The organism is Ralstonia sp. 1138, assembly GCF_040544795.1.
GTDB classification, from domain to species: Bacteria; Pseudomonadota; Gammaproteobacteria; order Burkholderiales; family Burkholderiaceae; genus Ralstonia; species Ralstonia flatus.
The window spans coordinates 787,430-810,979 of the sequence record NZ_JBEPKQ010000001.1 but is presented as its reverse complement, the minus strand read 5'-3'; the positions used below and the strand labels follow the sequence as shown (position 1 = coordinate 810,979).

At 65.9% G+C, this 23,550-nt stretch carries 21 protein-coding genes; 11 read left to right on the top strand and 10 right to left on the bottom strand.

Annotation, left to right across the window (positions count from 1 at the left end; all coding sequences use genetic code 11):
- Position 1: 1 nt before the first annotated feature.
- Entirely contained in the window at positions 2-1,591 is a 1,590-nt protein-coding gene (locus tag ABIC76_RS03510; RefSeq protein ID WP_354532988.1) for a methyl-accepting chemotaxis protein, read from the bottom strand.
- Positions 1,592-1,806: 215 nt separating this feature from the next.
- Here ABIC76_RS03510 and ABIC76_RS03505 point away from each other — a divergent pair, with 215 nt between their 5' ends.
- Entirely contained in the window at positions 1,807-2,058 is a 252-nt protein-coding gene (locus ABIC76_RS03505) for a hypothetical protein (protein ID WP_354532987.1), read from the top strand.
- A gap of 23 nt (positions 2,059-2,081) precedes the next feature.
- Here the strand turns inward: ABIC76_RS03505 and ABIC76_RS03500 are convergent, their stop codons facing one another.
- From ABIC76_RS03500 to ABIC76_RS03490, 3 genes are all read right to left on the bottom strand, one after another.
- Positions 2,082-2,903 (bottom strand): siderophore-interacting protein, encoded by an 822-nt coding sequence (locus tag ABIC76_RS03500; RefSeq protein ID WP_354532986.1) that lies wholly within the window; start codon positions 2,901-2,903, stop codon positions 2,082-2,084.
- A gap of 91 nt (positions 2,904-2,994) precedes the next feature.
- Positions 2,995-3,663, bottom strand: a complete 669-nt coding sequence (locus tag ABIC76_RS03495; RefSeq protein ID WP_027679432.1) for a PadR family transcriptional regulator — start codon at positions 3,661-3,663, stop codon at positions 2,995-2,997.
- Positions 3,664-3,779: 116 nt separating this feature from the next.
- Positions 3,780-4,298 (bottom strand): MarR family winged helix-turn-helix transcriptional regulator, encoded by a 519-nt coding sequence (locus ABIC76_RS03490; RefSeq protein WP_354532985.1) that lies wholly within the window; start codon positions 4,296-4,298, stop codon positions 3,780-3,782.
- A 76-nt stretch (positions 4,299-4,374) separates the two neighbouring features.
- On the opposite strand from ABIC76_RS03490, the gene ABIC76_RS03485 reads away from it, so the two are divergent.
- The 3 genes from ABIC76_RS03485 to ABIC76_RS03475 are packed head-to-tail and all read left to right on the top strand — an operon-like array spanning position 4,375 to position 5,941.
- Entirely contained in the window at positions 4,375-4,872 is a 498-nt protein-coding gene (locus tag ABIC76_RS03485) for a carboxymuconolactone decarboxylase family protein (protein ID WP_102065871.1), read from the top strand.
- Complete coding sequence (locus ABIC76_RS03480; RefSeq protein WP_354532984.1) at positions 4,869-5,318, top strand: GNAT family N-acetyltransferase; 450 nt, start codon at positions 4,869-4,871, stop codon at positions 5,316-5,318. Before ABIC76_RS03485 ends, ABIC76_RS03480 begins: the two co-directional genes overlap by 4 nt.
- Complete coding sequence (locus ABIC76_RS03475) at positions 5,315-5,941, top strand: FMN-dependent NADH-azoreductase (protein ID WP_354532983.1); 627 nt, start codon at positions 5,315-5,317, stop codon at positions 5,939-5,941. The genes ABIC76_RS03480 and ABIC76_RS03475 overlap by 4 nt, the downstream gene beginning before the upstream one ends.
- Before the next feature lie 32 nt (positions 5,942-5,973).
- Here ABIC76_RS03475 and pcp read toward each other — a convergent pair whose 3' ends face one another.
- The 3 genes from pcp to ABIC76_RS03460 form a co-directional block, all read right to left on the bottom strand.
- Entirely contained in the window at positions 5,974-6,621 is a 648-nt protein-coding gene (gene pcp / locus ABIC76_RS03470; RefSeq protein WP_354532982.1) for a pyroglutamyl-peptidase I, read from the bottom strand.
- A gap of 86 nt (positions 6,622-6,707) precedes the next feature.
- A complete protein-coding gene (locus ABIC76_RS03465; protein ID WP_027679426.1) occupies positions 6,708-7,127 on the bottom strand; it encodes a MarR family winged helix-turn-helix transcriptional regulator in 420 nt (139 codons plus the stop codon).
- Positions 7,128-7,212: 85 nt separating this feature from the next.
- Positions 7,213-8,811, bottom strand: coding sequence for a hypothetical protein (locus ABIC76_RS03460; protein WP_354532981.1), 1,599 nt, complete (start codon positions 8,809-8,811; stop codon positions 7,213-7,215).
- A 192-nt stretch (positions 8,812-9,003) separates the two neighbouring features.
- On the opposite strand from ABIC76_RS03460, the gene blaOXA reads away from it, so the two are divergent.
- Entirely contained in the window at positions 9,004-9,819 is an 816-nt protein-coding gene (gene blaOXA / locus ABIC76_RS03455; protein WP_354532980.1) for an OXA-60 family carbapenem-hydrolyzing class D beta-lactamase, read from the top strand.
- A 168-nt stretch (positions 9,820-9,987) separates the two neighbouring features.
- Positions 9,988-10,431, top strand: a complete 444-nt coding sequence (locus ABIC76_RS03450; protein WP_354532979.1) for a hypothetical protein — start codon at positions 9,988-9,990, stop codon at positions 10,429-10,431.
- A 50-nt stretch (positions 10,432-10,481) separates the two neighbouring features.
- Here ABIC76_RS03450 and ABIC76_RS03445 read toward each other — a convergent pair whose 3' ends face one another.
- Positions 10,482-12,095 (bottom strand): OpgD/OpgG family glucan biosynthesis protein, encoded by a 1,614-nt coding sequence (locus ABIC76_RS03445; RefSeq protein ID WP_354532978.1) that lies wholly within the window; start codon positions 12,093-12,095, stop codon positions 10,482-10,484.
- Between the two features lie 194 nt (positions 12,096-12,289).
- Between ABIC76_RS03445 and ABIC76_RS03440 the strand changes: the two genes are divergently transcribed.
- Positions 12,290-13,432 carry a serine hydrolase domain-containing protein gene (locus ABIC76_RS03440; RefSeq protein ID WP_354532977.1) on the top strand — a complete coding sequence of 381 codons (1,143 nt, stop codon included), beginning with the start codon at positions 12,290-12,292 and terminating at the stop codon, positions 13,430-13,432.
- A 13-nt stretch (positions 13,433-13,445) separates the two neighbouring features.
- Here ABIC76_RS03440 and ABIC76_RS03435 read toward each other — a convergent pair whose 3' ends face one another.
- Positions 13,446-13,916 carry a cyanophycin metabolism-associated DUF1854 family protein gene (locus ABIC76_RS03435; RefSeq protein WP_354532975.1) on the bottom strand — a complete coding sequence of 157 codons (471 nt, stop codon included), beginning with the start codon at positions 13,914-13,916 and terminating at the stop codon, positions 13,446-13,448.
- A 23-nt stretch (positions 13,917-13,939) separates the two neighbouring features.
- Positions 13,940-16,246, bottom strand: a complete 2,307-nt coding sequence (locus tag ABIC76_RS03430) for a cyanophycin metabolism-associated ABC transporter (protein WP_354532974.1) — start codon at positions 16,244-16,246, stop codon at positions 13,940-13,942.
- Positions 16,247-16,535: 289 nt separating this feature from the next.
- On the opposite strand from ABIC76_RS03430, the gene cphA (ABIC76_RS03425) reads away from it, so the two are divergent.
- From cphA (ABIC76_RS03425) to ABIC76_RS03410, 4 genes are all read left to right on the top strand, one after another.
- Positions 16,536-19,196: a cyanophycin synthetase gene (cphA, locus tag ABIC76_RS03425; protein ID WP_102065882.1), complete on the top strand. Its 2,661-nt coding sequence runs from the start codon at positions 16,536-16,538 to the stop codon at positions 19,194-19,196.
- A 53-nt stretch (positions 19,197-19,249) separates the two neighbouring features.
- Positions 19,250-21,817, top strand: coding sequence for a cyanophycin synthetase (gene cphA, locus ABIC76_RS03420; protein ID WP_102065883.1), 2,568 nt, complete (start codon positions 19,250-19,252; stop codon positions 21,815-21,817).
- 607 nt (positions 21,818-22,424) lie between these two features.
- Positions 22,425-23,039, top strand: a complete 615-nt coding sequence (locus ABIC76_RS03415; protein WP_354532973.1) for a flavin reductase family protein — start codon at positions 22,425-22,427, stop codon at positions 23,037-23,039.
- The gene (locus ABIC76_RS03410; protein ID WP_354532972.1) at positions 23,036-23,548 is read left to right on the top strand and encodes a GNAT family N-acetyltransferase; all 513 of its coding nucleotides are present in this window, start codon (positions 23,036-23,038) and stop codon (positions 23,546-23,548) included. Before ABIC76_RS03415 ends, ABIC76_RS03410 begins: the two co-directional genes overlap by 4 nt.
- Positions 23,549-23,550: the final 2 nt, after the last annotated feature.

Below are 23,550 nucleotides of genomic sequence, written 5' to 3'. Positions count from 1 at the left end.
GCTACGCGCGGAACACGGCGATGGCGTGCTTCAGGTCTTCCGACTGGCGGGCCAGCACCGACGTGGCGGCCGCCGCTTCTTCCACCAGCGTGGCGTTCTGCTGCGTGACCCCATCGAGCTGCGAAACCGACGCGTTGATCTGCGCAATGCCGCTGCTCTGCTCGCGCGAGCTGGCGGAGATTTCCGACATGAGCTGCGTGACGGTCTGCACCGATTGCACGATCTGCGTCATGGTGGCGCCCGCCTTGTGGACGAGATCAACGCCGTCGCGCACGGACTGGTCGGATGCGCGGATGATCTCCTTGCTCTGTGCGGCGGCCTGCGCGCTGCGTTGGGCCAGGTTGCGCACCTCGCCGGCAACGACGGCAAAGCCCCGGCCTTCTTCGCCCGCGCGGGCCGCTTCCACCGCTGCGTTGAGCGCCAGGATGTTGGTCTGGAACGCGATGCTTTCGATAGTGGCGATGATCTCGGTCACGCGCTGGCTGTCGGCGCGGATGGCGTCCATGGTCTGCACCACGCGCTGCACGACCTGGCCGCCGTCGGCCGCGATTGTGGAGGCCTCTTCGGCAAGGGCGCTGGCGGCACGGGCGTGGTCGGCATTCTGCGCGACCATCGAGGTCAGCTCCTCCATGCTCGATGCGGTTTCTTCCAGCGCGGCGGCTTGCTGCTCGGTGCGCGCGGAGAGGTCATGGTTGCCCGCGGAAATCTGCAGCGTGCTGTGCGCGACGTTGGCGGCGCCGTCCTGGATGTCGCGCACGATCGACGACAGGCTTGCGCGCATGGTGCCCATGGCGCGCATGACTTCGCCCAGCTCGTCGCTGGAGCGGACTTCGACCACGGTGGTCAGGTCGCCGGCGGCCAGTCGCGTGGCAAGCGTGGCGGCTTCTTCCAGCGGTCGGATCAGCGTGCGTGCGAGCAGCACGCCTGACATCGTCGCCAGCCCGGCACAACCCACGCCGGTGAGCCACAGCCAGTCGCGGCTGAACACGAGCCACGCTGCGCCATGCAGATCGGCCGCTTCCAGCGCGATGTGCGCCCAGCCCGTTCCGATCAGGATGGCCGATGCAATCAGCGTTTGCAGCCCGATTACCTTGAAGCGCAGGCTGTCGATCTGGAACAGATTGACCGCGCGCCGCCATCCTGTGCGCAGAATGCGGCCCGCGCGCACGGTGTACGACGTGTCGCCTTCGTTGATGGCGGTATAGGCGCGTTGCGCGCGCGCGATCTGCGCAGGCGTCGCCATGGAACGCACCGACGTATAGCCGACCACCACGTTGTTCTGAAACACCGGCGTCACGTTGGCCAGCACCCAGTAGAAACCGCCGTCCTTGCGGCGGTTCTTGACGAAGCCGCGCCACGCCTTGCCGGCTTGCAGCGTGGCCCACAAATCCGCGAAGGCGGCTTCCGGCATGTCGGGGTGGCGCACGAGATTGTGCGGCGCGCCGACCAGCTCCTCCTGCGTGTAGCCGCTGATGCGCACGAACGCCGGATTGGCGAAGACGATGCGGCCTTTGAGATCGGTGCGGGAGATGAGGTAGTCCGTCGGGTTGAGGGCGGTTTCGGCTTGGGTGACCGGCAGGTTCTTGCGCATGGTGGTGCCGCGCTTCGTGGGCGCGGAGTATCGGAAGGAGGCGTGAGCTTGAAAGGCTCGCTGTCCTTCTTTGCATCGGCAGGCTGCGGGCGGCCTAAAGGTGATGCCGGCGCCGCGAGTTGATCTGGATCAAATTCCAGGCGCGGCGCAGATTGGCATGGCCGTTGCTACGTTGCTGGCAATGCGCCGTTCAGGCGCTGCAGATGGAGGAACGAGTGCACAAGATCTGTGGAGACGTTGAAATCGTCCCGCGCGTGGTGCCCGCCAGTGGACGGGGCTGGGAGGCACGCGTGGAGGTGGTGTTTCGCGGGGCCGAAGGGCAATCGTTATCGGGCTCGCAGCCGGTGCGGCCCGGATGCACCTTCGGCTCGCCGCGCGAAGCGATGGACGCGGCGCTGCTGCACGGGCAGCGCCTGTTGCGCGAGTGGGTGAGGGGCACCACACCCCAGGCAGAAGTCGCGACCTGACGCGACACAACGCGACGCCAGGATCAGCGCGCCTCGCTCGCCTTGCGTTCTTCACGCGAGAGGCCGGCTGTCCAGTAGCCCTTGGCGTCGATGGCGTCGTGCGGGACGGCCCAGGCGCCTTCGAGCAGCGTGCGCACCTGCTTGAGCAACGACGCCTCGCCGGCCAGGAACACCTGCGGCGTGCCGGCCGGCATGGCTTGCGCGCTGAGCGCGCCGACCATCATGGCGCCGGCGTGCGCCGTATCGCTTTCCACCCAATGGATGTGGCGGCTGCGCGGGTGCGCGGCCAAGGCGCCTTCCAGCGGCAGCCGGGCGCGGGCATCGCCAATGGCGATGTAGGTCAGCACCTGCGCGTGCTCAGGCAGCGTCTCCAGGATCGCGAAGATCGCAGGCAACGCGGTTTCGTCGCCGATGAGCAGCGTCCAAGGCGCGGCGGGGTCGGCACGGAAACCGCGCTTCGGGCCGGCAAATTCCACTTCATCGCCGGGCGCGGCGTGCTCGAGCCAGCGTGCGGCGGGGCCGTGCTGGGCTGCCGGCGTTTCGTCGTGCACGACAAAATCGATTTCGAGTTCACCGCGCGCCGCGTGATACCGGCGGATGGTGTAGGCCCGACCGAGCGTTCGGCCGTTGCCCGCGCGATCGTGCGGAAACATCAGCTTGATGGCGGCGCCGGGCGGCGCTTCGGCCAGATCAGCAAGATCCGTGGCGGCCACGCCGGTAAAGACCACGCGTCGCATGCGGGGCGACAACGTATGGATGGCGCGCACACGCACGCGGCGTGTGGCGGGTTTGACAGAACTGAGCAGCTGCGACATGAGACCTTGTGTGCGATTGAAGGCAAACATAGATGGCTGCGGAATGAACCGACTGGACTGACGCGGTGGCCCGGGCGACCGAACATCGCCCCGGGTTGGCTGAACAGATGCTGCTGGCCGCTTACCGCTCGCCGGTGATTTCCTTGAGGGCACGTAGCAGGATGTCTGCCACGCGTTGCTGTTCTTCGCGCGAAGCGAAGCGTTTTTCCATGAGGGCGAACTTCAGGCGCCAGCGCGCGGTGCGCAGCGGGTCGTGGCCCGTGTCCGTCCATTCGGCGGCATTGTCGGTTTCGCGGTCGAAGGCCATGGCTTCGTTCATGCGCTTGACGCGCTCACCCATGGCGCGCAGCTGCGCGAGGATGGCGTCGGCGCTGTTCTGGCGCTCCGCCAGCCAGGCTTCGCCTTCGGGCGTGATGCCGTAGCGCTTCTTGTTGCCTTCGACGGTGACGGAAGCAAAACCGTGATCTTCCAGGTACGACAGGGCCGGGTAGACCATGCCCGGGCTTGGCGTGTAGAAACCAAGCGAGTGCTCTTCCACCGCCTTGATCAATTCATAGCCGTGGCGCGGGGTGCCTTTCAGGAGCGCCAGCAGTACCAGTTGCAGATCGGCTGAACTGAGCCGTCGGCCACGCCAGGGGCTGCCGCCCTCGTCATCGCCTTCTCCGTAGCCGCCGGGGCCGCCAAAGCCGCCCATGCCGCGTCCGAAGCCGTGGCCGCCATGACCGTGGCGGCCCATCATGAAGTGTTTTTCAATCCACATCCTGGGGTGATGTCCAAACCATCCGCGCATTGCCGTTCTCCTGAAGAGCATCATCAGATATATCGTAAGATACATCGCATGATAGTGGCGGCCATCCGGAAGTCAAGGACATCCGTGGGGGCGGCAGGAAAAAAACTGACCTCGGATCAGGCGGCAGGCTTGTCGTTGCCGAGCTTGGCGACGTGTACGAGCCAGCGCCGCACCACCTCTTCTTCTTCCGGCGTGAACCCGTTGACCAGATCCTGCTCGATGCCGCTTGAGCGGTCTCGGCATGCGGCGAGCAGGTCGGAACCTTCCGGCGTGACGTCGATGTGCTGGATCCGGCCATGCACGGCGTGGGGCCGGCGGGTAATGGCGCCGCTGCGCTCCAGGTTGGTGACGATCACGCTCACCGTCTGGGGCGTCAGCATGGCCAGCCGGGCGAGGTCGGCATTCGAGATGCCCGGGTAGGCGCGGAGCATCGTGAGCACCAGGAATTGCGGCAGTGTGACGCCCACGTCGGCCATGGCGCGCTCCATGCGCAACCGCTGCGCGGCGCTGGCTTGGCGCAGCAGGTAGCCGAGATAGCCCTCTTCGCCGCGTTTGCCTTGGCCGGGCTGGGGAATGGCGGGCGCGTTGGCGGATGTGTCGTGTTCCTCGGAGGCAACAGGGGTGCGCTTGCTCATGATGTAAGAGTTCGAATATGATGTTCGAACACTGATATTACCACTCATCCCACCCGAACCCCTTCAGGAGCCAGCCATGGAAGATCTTTCCCCGCGCATGGATTACTCGGAATTTGTCGATACTGCCGTCGGCGTGGCGCCGGCGTTGCAGGCGCTCAGCAAGGCGGTGGACGCCTCTGGGCTGGAAAAGCCGCTGACCGAACTCATCAAGCTGCGCGCATCGCAGATCAACGGCTGCGCGTTTTGCGTGCAGTTCCACCTGAACCTCGCGCGCAAGTTGCGTGTGGCGCCGGCCAAGCTGGATCTGGTGGCGGTCTGGCGCGACACGCCGGCCGTTTTCACCCCGCGTGAGCGCGCCGCACTGGCCTGGACGGAGGCGCTGACCACGTTGGCCCGCGCTGCCGGCCACGGCGTGGAAGACCACGAATACGACGCCGTGCTCGAGCATTTTTCCCGGACGGAAGTCGCCTTCCTCACGGCCGCCGTCGCCAACATCCAGGCGTGGAACCGCATTGCCGTTGCGATGCGTTTTGCCCCGCAGGTGCCGGCCGCGGCGGCAGCGGAGGGTGCATGACCATGGACACCATCCGCCCCATTGATGACGAAGCCGCGCTGCGTGCGTGCTTTCCCCTCATGCAGCAATTGCGGCCGCACCTTGCCGACGCGGACGAACTGGCCGCGCGCTGGCGTCGGCAGGTGGAAGACGGCTATCGCCTTATCGCCGTCTGGCGTGACGGCGCGCCGGTTGCCCTTGCGGGCTATCGCCAGCAGGAAAACCTCGTCTACGGGCCGTTCCTGTATGTCGATGATCTTGTGACCGATGCCAAGCTGCGCAGCAGTGGCCTCGGCAATGTCCTGATGGACCATCTCAAGGCCGAAGCGGAGCGTCTGGGCTGTGCAAGGCTGGTGCTCGACACGCCGCTGTCCAACGTGCTCGGCCATCGCTTCTATTACCGCAACGGGCTGCTTGCGGGCGCCTTGCGGTTTGGCATGAACACGCAACCTGGAGCAATGCGATGACAACCCTGCTGCACGTGGCTGTGAGCCCCCGTGACGATCGCTCGCACAGTCGGCGTGGTGCGCAGTTCGTGATTGCGCAACTGGCGCAAGCCTCCGGTGGCCTGCGCATCATCGAGCGCGACCTGGCGGCGACGCCGCTGCCGCATCCCGATGCCGCCTTCATCGAGGCCAGCCTCATGCCCGACGCCGAGCGCACCGCAGCGCATCGCGCGCAACTTGCGCTGTCGGAAACGCTGATCGGCGAGCTGGAGGCGGCGGACGCGGTGCTGATCTCCACACCGGTGCACAACTACACGGTGCCTTCGGCGCTGAAGGCGTGGATCGATCTGGTGGTGCGGCCGGAGCGCACGTTCCGCCGCACGCCAAAGGGGAAGGTCGGCACGCTGACCGATCGCTCGGTGCTGGTGGTGTCCGCCTCCGGCGGCAACTTCGATGGTGCCCACGCGCAGACCGATTTCCTGATGCCGTATCTGCGGTACGTGTTCGCCACGGTGGGCATCCATCAAGTTGCCGGCATCCGCTTGCAGAACACCGCGCGCGGCGCCGATTCCGCCATGCAGGCCTTCGAAGGGTTCCGGCAGGAACTGGCCGCGCGGATGTTGCTCATGCCGCTGGTTGCCTGACTGCGTCGGGCCCGCCCCCGGCGGTGCGCGTGTCAGTGGACGGCCCCGCCGCTGACCTTCACATCTGCGCGCGTGGCCAGTGCGGTACGCACGGCCAGACGGATCCCTTCGATTTGCGTATCGATCGAAAGGCTGGGCCGGCCCGCATGCCGGGCCGCCAACTGGGGCGTGGTCGGCACGTGAATGAAGCCGCCGCGCACGTGCGGCGCGCGGGTGGCGATGTGGTGCATCAAACCGTAGAACAGGTGGTTGCAGTTGTAGGTGCCGGCACTTTGCGACACGCCCGCCGGCACGCCGGCCTCGCGCAGCGTTTGCACGATCGCTTTGATCGGCAGCGTGGAAAAGTACGCCGCCGGCCCATCGGGCACCACAGGCGTATCGACGGGCTGATTGCCCGCGTTGTCCGGAATGCGTGCGTCGATCACGTTGATAGCCACGCGCTCCACCGAGATCTCCGTTCGGCCCGTGGCCAACCCGAGCGCGAACACCAGGGTCGGCGATGTTGCCTCGATCGCCTCCACCAATTGTTCGTTGGCAAGACCAAACACGCACGGCAGTTGCCGCGCCACGATGACCGCACCATCCACCTGCGTGCCGTCGAGCGCGTGCGCGATGTCCCACGAAGGGTTGGTCGGGTCGGATTCAAACGGCTCGATGCCGGTGACGAGAACGGTAGTCATGCGCGCGCTCCTGGTTGATATGCGTAGTGATGCAACTATTTGATGATCAAAAAAGCGGCAATGGCCGCCCCGTTTGTCTTACTGTCTTACGTGTTCAGCGCGCTCCGAACGTCGCGGATGGCCTGCACCGTATCGTCGAACGCGCTTGCGCCGACGTGCTCGCGCAAGCGCCGCGCCACCTTGGCGCTGGCGGCCTGCAGCGCGGCTTCCACTGCTCGGGCCGCTTCCGTGGGGAACAGGTTCCACTCGCGGCCATCCTCTGCGGACGGCTGGCGCTCCACCAGCCCCTTGGCGACCAGGCCATCGACAAGACGCGTGGCGGTGGGCCGCGCAATGCCCAGCACCTCGGCCAGTTCGCGGTTGAGCACGCCGGGCCGTTTGAGCACCACGCGCAGCACAAAGCCTTGCGGCGGCGTCAGGCCGAACGGCGCGTACGCTGCCGCCCATTCGCGTTCGACGGAGCGCGCCAGCGCGGTGGTGTTGAAGTACAGGCAGTGATCAAACATGTGCGGCAGTCTAGCGACGGATCGTTAGGGATGCAACGAATTTATCCCTCCATCGATCTACTGGGAGTGCAGCTCCGCGTACGGCTCAGGGCGGCGTTTCCGCCATCTGCGTCAGTTGCTTCAGTGCCTGGACGAAGTACGCGCGATCGTGCGGCGCCAGGTCTTGCATGGTTTGCGAGAGGCGCTCCATCGTCGTGCGCGCGGTGGCGTGATCGCGGTCTGCGTGGGCAAACCACGCCAGCTCCAGCAGCAGGCCACTCACCTGGACGTGGCCGTAGCGATGACGGCCACTGTCGTGTTCGCGCAGACGCAGCGCCGCCACGTCGGCCCAGCGCTGGGGCCAGTAGCGCGCGTCAAAGGCTTCGGCAAACGGCCCGGCCTGCGCGCGCAGGTCGTTCAACGTCAGCGCAGTGCGGCTTGTATCGGCGCGTGCAATGCGCATGAGCGCGATGGCGTTCCACGCCGATTGCAGCGGCCCGCCGTTGCGCAGCGCCTGCCATTCGCTCATGGCCAGCCAACGGACGGCATCGACCGTGCCGTCGGCATGTACCGCGTTGCCAAGCACATCGCGCAGCAGCCAGCACGTCATGCCGAGGTTGGCGGCGACTTGCTGCACGGCGTCGGAGGCCTGGCTTTCCAGCGCGGCAGCAAGCGCGGTTTCGAACTGCGCGACGATGCGCTGCGCGGCCTGGGCGCGTACGTCTGATGCAATGCCGTCGGCATCGGCGTAGAGCAGGCGGGCGCGTTCGATGAGTGCGCTCAGGTTGTTCCACTCGAAACGGATCTGCGGGTGATAGCGCAGCAGGCTGCGGCTGGGTTCGGCGTCGGCCAAGCGCGCGAGCAGGCCCGCGGCAAAGTCGAGGTCGCGCCGGTCATACGCGCACCATGCGGTGACGATGCGCTCCATGGCCGCGAGGTAATCGTTGCCCAGCACATGGCGCTGCCGGCGGTGCGCACGCAGTTGCGAGAGCAAGGCGCTGGCGCGTGTCGAATCGCCCAGCCGGCGCGCGGCCATTGCCTCGCCCAGGGTGACGAGGGCGCGCTGGAAGTCGTTGTCTGCGGCGTCGCCGGCGTGGCGCAAGGCGAGCAGGGCGCCGCCGCGCTCGGTGTCGGAGGTGCTTGTGCCGGTGCTGAGCGCATGCAGCAGGCGGCCTTCGCGCATGGCGTGGCGCGCCGTCAGAAAGGCGTGCCAGAAAGCCGGATTTGGCGTGCCGGGGGCGGGTCCGGACAGTGCGCTGGCGTTGGGTTCACCGCCCATATCTGGGTTGCCCTCCGGCGCGGCGATACCGAGGAAGGCGCGCACATCGGTGTCATCGGCAATCCGTCCTTCCACCAGGCAGATCACGCGCGACGCGTCTTCGGGCGTAAGCCAGAACGGGCCCTGGCTGCGCTTGTCTGCGTTGAGAAAGCGCGGCTCGCGGTCGCGCTGTTCGCCCCAGCCGGCTTGCACGCCCCAGTTCTGCCAGTCGCGAAAGGCGCGGCTGATCATCATGCGCTGGGTGCTTGCGTCCGATACGGCACCCCGCAGGTCGGCCAGTCGCACCAGCGGCTGCTCTGGCGACAGACGATGCGCGTAGGCCAGTCGCACTAGCAGCCACAGGCTCTGGAACGGCGCACGCCGGCCGTCGACGGTTTGCGGCGTGGTCAGCTCGACATGAAGGGCGGGCAGGGGCGGAGGCGTCATGCAAACAATCGGGCGAAGCGAAAACGTGGCGCCATTGTGCGCCAAGCTCTTTGTTACAGGCGTTACGCGCGTGACGTGAGGCTTGCCTTGCACGCTGGCGGCTGCATGGCGCGCTCCCTACGATGCGCAGCGCCGGCTCTTGTCCGCATCGACGCGAGCCGGCAGCCATTCACTCATTTCATGGAGCCCTTCATGTTCTCTCGCTGGTCGAAGACCTTCGCGTTTGGCCTCACGGCCTGCGCCGTTGCCCTCAGCACCGCCACCGCTCATGCCGAGCTGGTCGTGCGCAATGACCTCAAGCGCGTGTTCGACGACGCCGGCGTCTCCGGCACCTTCGTGCTGATGGACATCAGCGCCGACCGCACGTATGTCGTCGATCCGGCGCGCGCCGCGCGGCGCATCCATCCGGCATCGACGTTCAAGATTCCGAACAGCCTGATCGCCTTCGACACCGGCGCCGTGCGCGACGACCAGGAAGTGCTGCCCTACGGCGGCAAGCCGCAGCCTTACAAGCAGTGGGAGCACGACATGGCGTTGCCCGAGGCGATTCGTCTGTCGGCCGTGCCGATCTATCAGGAAGTCGCGCGCCGCGTCGGGTTTGAGCGCATGCAGGCGTATGTCGATGCGTTCGATTACGGCAATCGCCAGCTGGGCGGCGTGATCGATCAATTCTGGCTACGCGGCCCGCTGGAGATTTCTGCGTTTGAAGAAGCGCGCTTCACCAGCCGCATGGCGCTCAAGCAGTTGCCGGTCAAGCCGCGCACGTGGGACATGGTCCACCGCATGCTGTTGATCGAGCAGCAGGGCGATGCCGCGCTGTATGCCAAGACCGGCGTCGCCACCGAATACCAGCCGGAGATCGGTTGGTGGGTCGGCTGGGTCGAGCGTGCCGGGCGCGTCTATGCGTTTGCGCTGAACATCGACATGCCGCACGAGGGCGATATGGCCAAACGCATTCCGCTGGGCAAGCAGTTGATGCAAGCGCTCGACGTGTGGCCGGCGCCGTGAGACGCGCGGCTGCAGGTTCCTCTATCTGACCCGCAATTGGGGATGCCCGCAATCCACAGTGAGATGGATCTGGAGGACGATGAAAATCGTAAAAAACTATTGCGGCGGTCCGTCGGAAGGCGACCAGACGCGAAACATCGCCCGAGGGGCGGGCATCCGGGGGGTCTTATGTTCAGGGTCTACAAGGCAATGGCCGTCGCCATCACGACGGCCGTCGGAGCGAGTGGCGCGCTTGCGGGCGGCAGCCAGGACGGCGTGATTTATTTCACGGGCGCCATCGTCGAGGCGGGGTTCCGTGTGCAGCCAGCGCTGCGGGCGGCGGGCGCAGGCGAGGGTTTGCAGGCGCGTTCATCCGCGTCCGGCGATCAGGTGGTGCTCGACTTTCGCTCGACGGCGGTGCGGGCCGTGCCGGTCGATGTGTCGGTGGAGGCGCGTGGGGCATCGTCGCTCAGGCCCCTGCGGGTGGGCGATGCACGCAGCAAGGCGGACGTCCTGGTCAAATACGGCGGTTTCAAGGCCAGCTTGCTGACGGCAAACAACGGCACGCTCACCTTGTCGCGCTCGCCGGGGGTGGAGCCAGCGCTCGCGGTGGTGACGCTGTCCTACCAGTAATGAAAAAGGCGGGGAAATCCCCGCCTTGTTTGTTGAGTGTGCGATGGCGTTTACGACGCCACCGGCCCCACCGGCGATTGGAACGGGTGGTACTGGTACAGCCACGTCTCCGACAGCGGCTTGCCGTCCACACGCAAAAACAGCCGCATGTCGACCGGCTCCTTCCCGTCGACCGTCAGGTCGAACTGCGCGCGCCAGTGGCCGGGTACGCCGTTCGGCACGGCTTCGGTAAACACGTACGAGAACGTGCCGCGCGAGGTGCTGAGCACGGCCTCCGGCTTGGTGCCGAACGGCAGTTTCTCCAGCGGGCCGCCCTTGAACTCGACCATGAACTTGCGCACGCCGCGCGGACGCGGCTGGCCCGGCTGCCCGCCGTTGCCCATGCGTGTGGCCACGCAGCGCGCCAGTTGCGTCGGATACGGCTCATCGGCCAGCCAGTGCAGGCGATAGCGCAGACGATACTGGCTGCCCGCACGCGCCGGTGCCTTCGGCACCCACATGGCGACGATGTTGTCGTGGATCTCGTCGTCGGTCGGGATCTCGATGAGCTGCACGGCGCCTTCGCCCCAGCCTTCCAGCGGCTCGACCCACAGGCTCGGCCGGCGCTCGTAATGCACGCCGTCCTGGTAGTTGTTGAAATCGCGGTCGCGCTGTAGCAGGCCGAAGCCGCGCGGGTTGTTGTCGCCAAAGGCAGACGCCATCGTGCGCGGCGGATCGTTCAGCGGGCGCCAGATGCGTTCGCCGTTGCCGGTCCAGAGGGCCAGGCCGTCGGAGTCGTGCACCTCGGGGCGCCAGTCGGTGGCGGTGCCCTTGGCGGTTTCCGAGAACCAGTACATCGACGTGGCCGGCGCGATGCCGAAGCGGTCGACATCCTTGCGCAGGAAGATGGCCGTGTCGATGTCCATCACCACGCCCTTCGTGCGGTGCATCACGAAGCGGTACGCGCCAGTGATGCTCGGGCCGTCGAGCAGCGTGTAGATCGTTACGGAATCGGCGCGGTTGTCTGCCGGCGTGTCGAACCACACGTGCGTGAAATTGGGAAACTCCTCCGGCTTGCCGGCCTGCGCCACGTCGAGCGCAATGCCGCGGGCGGAAAGCCCGTACTGATACAGCTCGCCGATGGCGCGGAAGTAAGACGCGCCCAGGAAGGCGACCCAATCGTTCTTCTTCCAGTCGAGCTTTTTCTGGTCGCCCAGGCGGCTTTCCTGGAAGCGGAAGCCGGCAAAGCCACTGCCGCGCGGCAGCTTGCGCGCGGGGCTGTCGGCCGGCATGTCGAAGTACGACTCGTCGTAGACGATCTCGCGAGCGGCGCCTTTTTCCACCACGTGCATGCGCACCGGCGCGCGGAAGAACGTGCCCAGGTGGAAGAACGTCACCGGAAACTGGCCCGGGCCGTCGGCAAACAGCGCGTGGGCGGTGTCGAACTTGATCTTGCCGTGCGCTTCGTAGTCGATCTTGGACAGGATGTCGGCCGGCGCCGTGGCAGGCGGCGCGTACGGCTTGCTGGCCATCGCGCGGGCGCGCTCGATCAGCGCATCGAAAGAGAACGGCGCCGCATCGCCGAGCTTGACGCGATCGGCGGCCAGCGCTTCGGGTGTGATACCGAGCGCCGCCAGCGTGGCGGTAACCGAGGCGGAGGCAAGAAGGGTTCGACGTGTGACCATAGGTGCCTGTGATGTAGCGGGTGAATAAGAATGGTCCGACATGGTAACGCGGGGCCGGGTTCCAACGTGGGCCGAGGGGTCCACCGGATGGCCGATCCATTGCTGATCGGGGGCCTGAATCGCCCATTCATCGCAAAGGGTTTGATTCTTCAAGTGCGGGTTACGATACTTGGCGCCACATCAAGGGGGCTGGGATGACGCTACGGCTGCGCAGCATTGGCATCGCTTTCGCATGGGTTTGCACGGTATACGGCGCGCAGGCGGCAACTTGCGAGGCGCCCGCCCAGTTGAACGACGGCTGGCAGATCGAAGCCGACCCCGCCGCAGCGGGCTTCGATGCCGGTCACTTCTGCACCGTCCTGCGCAATTTCGCCGATGCCGATATCAATTTCCACAGCCTGCTCGTGGTGCGTCATGGCCGGCTGGTGGGGGAGGTTTATCACCCGGGCAAGGATGAGCGCGTGAAGGACCTGTTCCGCACCACGCGCACGTTCGACGCCAGCACGCTTCACGACATTCGCTCGATCAGCAAATCGGTGACGAGCCTGCTGTGGGGCATTGCGCAGGGGCAGGGCAAGACGCCGCCGCTCGACACGCCGGTGCTATCGCTGTTTCCGGCGCTGGCGGAGCTGAATCGCGACGGCCGCGAAGCGATCACGCTGTCCCAGATGCTGTCGATGTCGAGCGGCCTGGCCTGGAACGAATGGCGTGCGACGAGCCTGTTCAACAACGACGAGTTCGGATTGTTCTGGCACACGTCTCAGGCGCACTACGTGTTTGACCGGCCGATGGCGGCCCCGGCCGGCACGCAGTTCAACTACAACGGCGGCAACACGGCAGTGCTGGCGCTGCTGCTGGCGGAGCGTGTCGGCATGCCGTTGCCGGAATACGCGCGCAGGCAGTTGTTCGAACCGCTGGGCATCACCGACTGGGAATGGGTCGACGACTACCGCGGCCGCCCGCTGGCGTTTGCCGGCGTGCGCCTGCGCCCCCGAGACCTGGCACGCATCGGCCAGCTCGTGCTGCAGCACGGTCAATGGAATGGGCGGCAACTCGTGCCCGCCGAGTGGATTGCCGAATCAACGGCGCCCCACATCGACACGGGCATGGGCTTGCAGTACGGCTATCAGTGGTGGCTCGGCAAGGTGGCGGCGGGCGGTGCGGAATACGCCTGGATCGGTGGCATCGGCAACGGCGGCCAGCGCCTGTGGATCGTGCCGGGGCTCGACATGGTGGTCGTCATCACGGCGGGCGACTACAACCAGCGCGCCATCTGGAAACAGGCTGAACGCCTGCTCAACGAAGTCGTGACGGCCGTGCAGCCGATGCCTCGGTAACGACCGCGCGGGCTTACAGGAACCGGTCGAGAATCTTGCGGCTGTGCTTGTCCAGCGACAGCAGATCGCGGATCAGGTAGTGGATGCCGTGGCTGTCGGAAATCAGCAGCGTGGTGCCGGTCAGGCGGCGGATGTCTTCTTCGCCGCGCAGCACGAGGTCGGTCTGGCCTCGGTCGGTCTGCACCGTCCATGTGCTCGGTGTGGCGTAGGTCGATACGCCGACGATCTTGCGGATCTCGGGCATGAACTCACGCGCGGCGAGTTCGGCGTCGATCAGCGCGCGCATGGGCGCGGGCAGCGCTGCCGGCTGCGTGATCCATGCCAGCTCGCGGCCGTCGGTGCTCATCAGGCTCAAGCCCTCGTCGGCGGCGGAGATGGGAAAGGCACGCACGGGCACCACGCCTTCATGCACGGTGCCGTCGGCCAGGGTCATGACAAGCTTGCCGAAGCCGTTGCGGCTCAGGCTGAAGTCGGGCGTTTGCATCGCAGTCATTTCAGAAAAGGGGATCACTGCGCGTAAGCCGGCGCGGCGGCGTCCACGCGCTCGCCGTCGCTGGTCAGATCGGTGTCGGCGTCGACATTACGGGCCTGCGCCTGATACAGCTTGTAGTACGCCCCTTCGCGCGCGAGCAGCTCATCGTGGTTGCCCACTTCGACGATCTGGCCGCGATCCATGACGACCAGGCGATCCGCCTTGCGCAGCGTCGACAAGCGGTGCGCGATGGCAATCGTTGTGCGGCCCTGCACGAGGTTGTCGAGCGCCTTCTGGATTTCCTTCTCGGTGGTCGTGTCCACGGACGACGTGGCCTCGTCCATGATCAGGATGCGCGGGTTGATGAGCAGCGCGCGCGCAATCGAAATGCGCTGCCGCTCGCCGCCCGACAGCGCCTGGCCGCGTTCGCCCACCAGCGAGTCGTAGCCATGCGGCAGGCGCAGGATGAACTCGTGCGCATGGGCGGCACGTGCGGCTGCAATGATCTCTTCGCGCGTGGCATCGGGCTTGCCGTAGGCAATGTTGTCGGCAATCGTGCCGAAGAACAGGAACGGCTCCTGCAGCACCAGGCCGATGTTGCGGCGGAATTCCGAGACGGGCAGCGAACGGATGTCGGTGCCGTCCAAACGGATCGCGCCTTCCGACACATCGTAGAAGCGGCAGATCAGGTTCACGAGCGTGCTCTTGCCCGAGCCGCTGTGCCCCACCAGCCCGATCATCTCCCCCGGCTGGATCGACAGGTTCAGGCCGCGGATCACCGCGCGGTTGCCGTAGCGGAAGCCCAGGTCGCGCAGCTCGATCGCGCCGTTCACCTTCTCGATGTGCACAGGCTTGGCCGGCTCCGGCACGCTCGATACGTGGTCGAGAATGTCGAAGATGCGCTTGGCGCCCGCCGCCGCCTTCTGCGTGACGGACACGATGCGGCTCATGGAGTCCAGCCGCGTGTAGAAGCGGCTGATATAGGTCAGGAACGCCACCAGCACACCGACGGTGATGGCGTCGTGGCTCACCTGCCAGATGCCGAAGATCCACACCACCAGCAGGCCGACTTCGGTCAGCAGCGTGACGGTCGGGGTAAACAACGACCACACCGCGTTGACACGATCGTTGATCGCCAGGTTGTGCTTGTTGGCCTCGGCAAAGCGCGTCACTTCACGCTTTTCCTGGGCAAACGCCTTGACCACGCGGATGCCCGGGATCGTATCGGCCAGCACGTTGGTGATTTCCGACCAGATCCGATCGATCTTCTCGAAGCCGTGGCGCAGGCGGTCGCGCACGAGGTGGATCATCCACGCGATGAACGGCAGCGGCACGAGCGTGACGAGCGCCAGCCACGGATCGATCGAGACCAGGATGACGGCCGTCATGGCGATCATCAGCACATCGGTGGCGAAGTCGAGCAGGTGCAACGACAGAAACACGCTGATGCGGTCGCTTTCCGAGCCGATGCGCGCCATGAGGTCGCCGGTGCGCTTGCCGCCAAAGTATTCGAGGGACAGCTTGAGCAGGTGCTCGTAGGTGGTCGTACGCAGGTCGGCGCTGATGCGTTCGGACACGCGCGCCAGCAGATACGTGCGCGCCCAGCCCAGCACCCATGCCACCAGCGCTGCGCCAAACAGCCCTAACAGGTAGAGCGTCACCAGCCGGTAATCGACGGGTTGCCCGTTCTGGTAGGGAATCAGCACCTTGTCCATCAAGGGCATCGTCAGGTACGGCGGCACCAGGGTGGCGGCCGTGCCGATTAGCAGCAGGGCGAAGCCGGCCAGCAATTCCCACCGATACGGCCGGGCAAAGCGCCACAGGCGCAGCAGCGCCCAGGTCGAGGGCGGCTGTTCCAGTTCACGGCTGCATTGCGGGCAGTTGTCTTCGCCGGGCGGCAGGGGCGCCTTGCAGGTCGGGCAGATGTCCGCGTCGGGCTGCGCGGCCTGGGCACCGGTGGTCAGGGCGTTGCGCTGGGCGTCAAAGGCGTCGGCCAGCCGCAGCGCGTCGGTGTTGCGGCCCAGCGTGTACCGCCAGCTGGCCAGCCGGCGCTGGCCGTCGGACAGCTCCAGCGTGCCGACGCCGGCGTGGTCGCTATGGGCAAGCGTCATGCCAGGAGCGATGTCCCAGCTTTGCAAATCCTTTTCGCCGGGCGCTTGGCCGACCAGGCGGCGGTTCGTAACCGCCAGCCACCCGTGGGTAAAATGCAGCCTTGCGTCCAAATCCAGCTGCAGCCCGGCCAGGACGGTTTCTTCTGGAGCGAGGCTCGGAGCCAGCACGACACTCCAGGGTTCCTGAGCGCGGGCGACGGTGGGGGCGGACGATGGGGAGGACTGGGTCATCAGTGGCGCAAAGAATTCAAAAAGCGCGTCCAAATGGCCAAAAAACAGCCCAAAACGGGAAAAGGACGAACATAAATCGAGGCAAGAGCGCGGCGTCGCAATGGTTGCGGCCTGCAAATTTTGCTCGCAAGTATACATAGCCACGCCAGCACGGCATTTGGTGCGCTGCACAACGCACTTCGGGCTCAAGACGTCAACGCCGACGCCGTTGTAACGTTATTGAAAGGTAACGGTTCGATTTCACGGACCAATTCACGGGTACATCGCCCCCTGCTTCCAAGCAAAGTCAATGAAGAAGAAGGACATTGAGATTCTCGATGTCATGTCGCTGCGCGGCCCGAATATGTGGACATATCGGCCAGTGCTGGAGGCATGGGTCGATATTGGTGAACTGGAGGATTTCCCTTCCAACACGATTCCGGGGTTCTACGAGCGTCTGTCGACATGGCTCCCAACGCTGATCGAGCACCGCTGCAGCCCCGGCGTGCGCGGCGGTTTCCTGATGCGCCTGAAGGAAGGCACCTGGCCCGGCCACATCCTGGAACACGTCACGCTTGAGTTGCAGAACCTGGCCGGCATGCCCGGCGGTTTCGGCAAGGCGCGCGAGACGCCCGTGCGCGGCGTCTACAAGGTGATCGTCCGTGCGTGGCACGAAGACGTGACCCGCGCTGCCCTGTTCGCCGCCCGTGATCTGGTCATGGCGGCCATCGAAGACCGCCCGTACGACGTGGACGCCGCCGTCGAAACGCTGCGCGACCTGGTGGACGAACATTGCCTCGGCCCCAGCACCGCCTGCATCGTCGACGCCGCCGATGATCGCAATATCCCGTCGATCCGCCTGTCGGACGGCAACCTTGTGCAGCTCGGCTACGGCGCACGCCAGCGCCGCATCTGGACGGCCGAAACCGACCGCACCAGCGCCATTGCCGAATCGATCTCGCGCGACAAGGACCTGACCAAGAGCCTGCTGCAGTCGTGCGGCGTGCCGGTGCCGGAAGGCCGCATGGTCGACAGCGCCGAAGACGCCTGGGACGCAGCCGAAGACATCGGCGTGCCGGTGGTCGTCAAGCCGTACGACGGCAACCATGGACGCGGCGTGTTCACGAACCTGATGACCCGCGAAGAGGTGGAAACCGCCTACGCCGTGGCCATCGAGGAAGGCAACGGCGTGATCGTCGAGCGCTTCGTCTCCGGCAACGAACACCGCCTGCTGGTGGTGGGCGGCCGCGTGGCGGCGGCGGCGATGGGCGAAACCGCGTCGGTGGTCGGCGACGGCACTTCGACGATTGAAGAACTGATCGAATCGCAGATCAACTCCGATCCGCGTCGCGGCAACACCGAAGAACACCCGCTGAACTGCGTTCGCCTGGATTCCGCGGCGCGCCTCGAACTCAAGCGCCAGGGCTATGCCGACGGCAGCGCCGTGCCGCCCGCGGGCCGCAGCGTGCTGATCCAGCGCAACGGCAACGTCGCCTTTGACGTGACCGACCGCGTGCACCCCAGCGTGGCCGCGCATGCATCGCTGGCCGCACGCGTGGTCGGGCTCGACATTGCCGGCGTGGACCTGGTGGCCGACGACATCTCGCGCCCGCTGGATGAGCAACGTGGCGCCATTGTCGAAGTCAACGCCGGGCCCGGTTTGCTGATGCACATCCGGCCGGCACAGGGCGAACCGCGCCCGGTGGGCCGCGCGATTGTCGATCACCTGTTTTCCGACAAGGACGGCGCGCAGGACGATGGCCGCATTCCCATCGTCGGCATCACGGGCACCAACGGCAAGACCGTCGTGGCCAAGCTCGTCGCGCAGATGCTGCAACTGTCAGGCAGGCACACGGGGCTGGGCTGCAGCGACGGCCTGTACCTCGATCGCCGCCAGGTGGAATCCGGCGCGCGCACCGACCGCGCCGCATGGGACGCCTGCCACCGCATCCTGATGAACCGCGCCGTGGAAGCGGCTGTGTTCGAGAGCGACAGCGGCATGATCCTCTCGCAGGGGCTGCCGTATGACCGCTGCCAGGTCGGCGTGGTCACCAACTTCGGCAAGCCCGATCACCTGGGCGACTTCTACGTCGAAGACGAAGACCGCATGTATAGCGTCCTGCGCACGCAGATCGACGTTGTGCTGAAGACCGGCGTCGGCGTGCTCAATGCCGCCGATGCGCGTCTCGTTGAAATGGCGGATCTGTGTGACGGCGATGTGATCTTCTTCGCGTTGTCGGGCGATCTGCCGGCCATGACTGAGCATCGCGCCGCGGGCAAGCGGGCCGTGTTCGTGCGTGACGGCAAGGTGGTGCTCGCCACCGGCCCGACCGAACTGGCGCTGGCCGACGTGTCCGCCATTCCGCTGACCTACGCCGGCCGCGTGCCGTTCCAGCTTGAAAACGTGCTGGCGGCCGTGGCGACGGGTTGGGCGCTGGGCATTTCGAACGACCTGATGCGCGCCGGCATCCTGACCTTCGATGTGGGTCAGGTGGACGTGCCGGGCCGCTTCACGCTGTTCCAGCACAACGGCGCCACGATCGTGGTGGACGACGCGCACAACGCGTCGGCACTGGAAGCCCTGGCCGCTGCGCTGGACAACTTCCCCGCGCAACGCCGCACGCTGGTGTTCGGTGCCGGCCTGCAACGCCGCGATGAAGATCTCGTGGCGCAAGGCACCGTCATCGGACAGACGTTCGACCGCGTGCTGCTGTGCGAAGACGGCAGCGTCAAACGCGCCGATGCCGAGTTCGACCGCCAGGCGCACGCGCTGCTCAAGCAGGGGCTACAGGCCGGCGGTCGCGTGGCCGAAGTCGTTGTCGAAGGCGGCAAGCGCCGGGACGCCGTGGAAGCGGCGCTCTCGCAGCTCAACGCAGGCGACTTGCTGGTTCTGCAATGCGACGAATGCGCCATCGAGGGCACCGTCGAGCAGGTTCACCAGTGGATGGGCCGCGCCGAATCCAAGGCCTGACGATCGGGCCTGAGTCAGAAAGAACGCCCAAAGCACAACGGAAAGCTGATTGCATGGAAGTCTCTCGTATCCGGGCCTTGCGCGGCCCAAATCTCTGGTGCCGCCATACGGCCATCGAGGCCATCGTGGCCTGCTCGGACCAATCCCAACTGCTGGCCGAGCTGCCGGGCTTTGAAGACCGCCTGCGTGCGCGCTTTCCGGCGATTGGCCCGATGCGTCCCGATGACGAAGCCGACGCGCCATCGATTGCGCACGCGCTGGAAGCCGCCGCGCTGGGCCTGCAAGCTGCCGCCGGTTGCCCGGTGACGTTCAGCCACACCGAGCCCACGCTCGAACCCGGCACCTACCAGGTCGTCGTCGAATACACCGAAGAAGAGGTGGGCCGACTGGCATTCGAGCTGGCCGGCCAACTTTGCCTGGCCGCCCGCGACGACCAGCCGTTCGATCTGGACGATGCGCTGCACCGTCTGCGCGAGCTGGACGAAGACGTGCGCCTGGGGCCGAGCACCGGTTCCATCGTTTCCGCCGCCGTGGCGCGCGGGATTCCGTACCGCCGCCTGACGCAGGGCTCGATGGTGCAGTTCGGCTGGGGGAGCAAGCAGCGCCGCATCCAGGCCGCTGAAACCGACATGACCAGCGCCGTGGCCGAATCCATCGCGCAGGACAAGGACCTGACGAAGACGCTGCTGCATGCGGCGGGCGTGCCGGTGCCGTTGGGCCGTTCGGTGCGCAGTGCCGAAGAGGCGTGGGAAGCCGCGCAGGAAATCCACGGCCCCGTGGTGGTCAAGCCGCGCGACGGCAACCAGGGCAAGGGCGTGGCGGTGCGCATCCGCACGCGCGAAGAAGTGATGACGGCGTACGAAGTGGCCGCCGACATTTCTTCGGACGTCATCGTCGAGCGCTACATCCCCGGCCATGACTTCCGTCTGCTCGTGGTGGGCAAGCACCTGGTGGCCGCTGCGCGCCGCGACCCGCCGCAAGTGATCGGCGACGGCAAGCACACCGTGCGCGAGCTGGTCGACGAAGTGAACCGCGACCCGCGCCGCGGCGAAGGCCACGCCACGTCGCTCACGAAAATCCGCTTTGACGACATTGCGCTGGCCACGCTCGCCAAGCAAGGCCTGAGCGCCGATGCCGTGCCGCCGAAGGGCACGCGTGTTGTCCTGCGCAACAACGCGAACCTCTCCACGGGCGGCACCGCCACCGACGTGACCGACGACGTGCACCCTGCCATCGCGGCGCGGGCCGTGGCGGCCGCGCAGATGGTCGGCCTCGACATCTGCGGCGTGGATGCCGTGTGCGAGACGATGCTCAAGCCCTTCGAGGACCAGGCTGGCGGCATCGTGGAAGTGAACGCCGCGCCGGGTTTGCGCATGCATTTGCAGCCGTCATACGGCAAGGGCCGCGCCGTGGGCGAGGCCATCATCTCGACGATGTTTGCCGACGGCGACGACGGCCGCATCCCCCTGGTCGCCGTCTCCGGCACCAACGGCAAGACCACGACCGTGCGCCTGATTACGCATCTTCTGGCGTCCAGCGGCCTGCGCATGGGCATGACCGGCACCGACGGCGTGTACATCCAGGGCCAGCGCATCGACACCGGCGATTGCAGCGGCCCGCGCAGCGCGCGCAACGTGCTGCTGCATCCGGATGTCGATGCCGCCGTCTTCGAAACCGCGCGCGGCGGGCTGCTGCGCGAAGGTCTGGCGTTCGACCGCTGCGATGTGGCCGTGGTGACCAACGTGGGCGAAGGCGACCACCTGGGCCTGAACTACATCAGCACGGTGGAAGACCTGGCCGTGCTCAAGAGCGTGATCGTGCAGAACGTGGCGCCACGCGGCATGGCGGTGCTCAACGCCGCCGACCCGATGGTCGCGCGCATGGCCGACGGCTGCCCCGGTTCGGTCACGTTCTTCGCGCACGATCCGGGCCTGCCGACCATGGCGCTGCACCGCGCACAAGGCAAGCGCGTGGTGTTTGTCGACGGCGCCGAGATCGTCGCCGCCGAAGGTGCCGACGAAACGCGCATCGCACTGGCCGACATTCCGCTCACGCGCAACGGCACGATCGGCTTCCAGGTGGAAAACGCGATGTCGTCGATTGCCGCTGCATGGGCGCTCGGCATCGACTGGGCGGTGATCCGCCGCGGCCTCGCCACCTTCGTAAATGACGCCGCCACCGCGCCAGGCCGCTTCAACCTGTTCGACTACAAGGGCGCCACGCTCATCGCCGACTACGGCCACAACCCGGATGCCATCCAGGCACTGTGCAACGCCGTGGCCACCATGCCGGCACAGCGCCGCATGGTGGTGATCAGCGGTGCCGGCGACCGCCGCGACGAAGACATCCGCAAGCAGACGCAGATTCTTGGCGGCGTGTTTGACGATGTCGTGCTGTACGAAGACCAATGCCAGCGTGGGCGTGCTGACGGTGAAGTGCTCGCGTTGCTGCGTGAAGGGCTGCAGGGTGCCTCGCGCACGAGCCGTGTTGAGGAAATCCGTGGTGAATTTCTGGCGATCGACACCGCGCTGGGGCGGTTGCAGCCGGGTGATCTCTGCCTGATTTTGATTGATCAGGTGGAGGAGGCGTTGGAGCATATTGCGCGGCGCGTTGCGGGATGAGTTTTGGCCCGGTTGATGGGGTTTGCTGGGGTTTCTTTTATGTGGTTCATCCCTGTTTCGTACCCTGCCGGGCACGACCTACTTTTCTTTGTCTTGCCAAAGAAAAGTAGGCAAAAGAAAGGCGCGCCCGAGATGGCGACCCATCCCTTGAATTTGCGTAACCGGGCGGAGACGGGAAAAACTCGCTGCGCTCAGACAGTTTCCCGTCTTGTTTCCGCCCGCTTACGAAAATTCAAGGCGCCATCAAGGGCCTAACGTCAAAAGAAAAAGGCCAACCCGTCGCGAGGTTGGCCTTTGTCGTTGGGCTTGCGCCCAGGGTGTTTTGCTTTGTCCTTTGACTTTCCTGCCCTAGATGGCGCCTTGAATTTCTGTTGCAGGGAGGAAAAAGAGGGGAGGCTGTCTGAGCGCAGCGAGTTTGCCTCCCCTCCCTCCCTGCGACATAAATTCAAGGAGGGGGTCGCCATCTCGGGCGCGCCTTTCTTTGCTTACTTTCTTTGGCAAGACAAAGAAAGTGAGTCAGCCCCGGCAGGGGATGAAACAAGGGATGCACCAACAACAAAAGAACAAGGCAGAAACCCCCGCCCACCCCCTCCAACACCATTACCCTATGATGACGCCTCCCCCTGAGTCCCGCGCCATCATGCCCAACCCCATCACACTCACCCCAGTCGAACTCGCAAAGTCCTACCGCCTCCTGAACCACGGCCCGACCACGCTGGTCACGAGCGCCCATAACGGTGTCCGCAACGTCATGGCCGCAGCCTGGGCGATGCCGCTCGACTTTGACCCGCCCAAAGTGCTGGTCGTGGTCGACAGCCGCACGCTCACACGCGAGCTGATCGAAGCCTCGGGCGTGTTTGCACTGAACATCCCCACACGCGCAATTGCCGAGACCACGCTCACGGTGGGCACGCTGTCCGGCCGGGACGGCGACAAGTTCGATGCGCTCGGCCTGGCCACGGTGCCAGCCCGCACGATCGACGTGCCGCTGGTGGCAGGCTGCGCAGGGTGGCTGGAATGCCGCGTCATTCCCGAACCGCACAACGAGAAGCGCTACGACCTCTTCATTGCTGAAGTGACCGCCGCCTGGGCGGACCCCGCGCTGTTCAGCAACGGCCGCTGGCACTTTACCGATGCGGGCAGCAAGACCGTGCATTACCTGGCGGGCGGCGCGTTCTTCGAAACCGGCGATGCATTTACCGTCGAAGCCAAACAGCCATGAGCGACATCGCCATCCGCCCGTTGATCGATGAGGATGCGGCAGCGTTCAAGGCGCTCCGCCTGAAGGCCATTCAAGATGCGCCGACCGCTATCTGGCCGACGCACGATGAAGAGTCGGGCCGCACGCTGGAGGAAACCCGCAACCGCATCCGGGCGACCGAGCATCAGATCGTGTTCGGTGCATTCGCAGGGCCGGAGCTGATCGGCATTGCCGGACTGCGTCGCGAGCCGCTGGCGCAGGTTGCCCACAAGGCCATGCTGTGGGGCGTGTTTGTTGACCCTGCGCATCGGCGGGGCGGTATTGCGGGCCGTCTGCTCGACGCCGCCATTGCACATGCGCGTGCGGTGCGCGTGTTGCAGATCCACCTGTGTGCCAATGCCGAGAACCCGCGTGCGCAAACGCTGTATCGCAACGCGGGTTTCGAGACCTTTGGCGTCGAGCGCCGCGCCATGCGTGTCGGTGACCGCTTCTACGACGAAGAACACATGGCGCTGCGGCTGGACGTCTGATC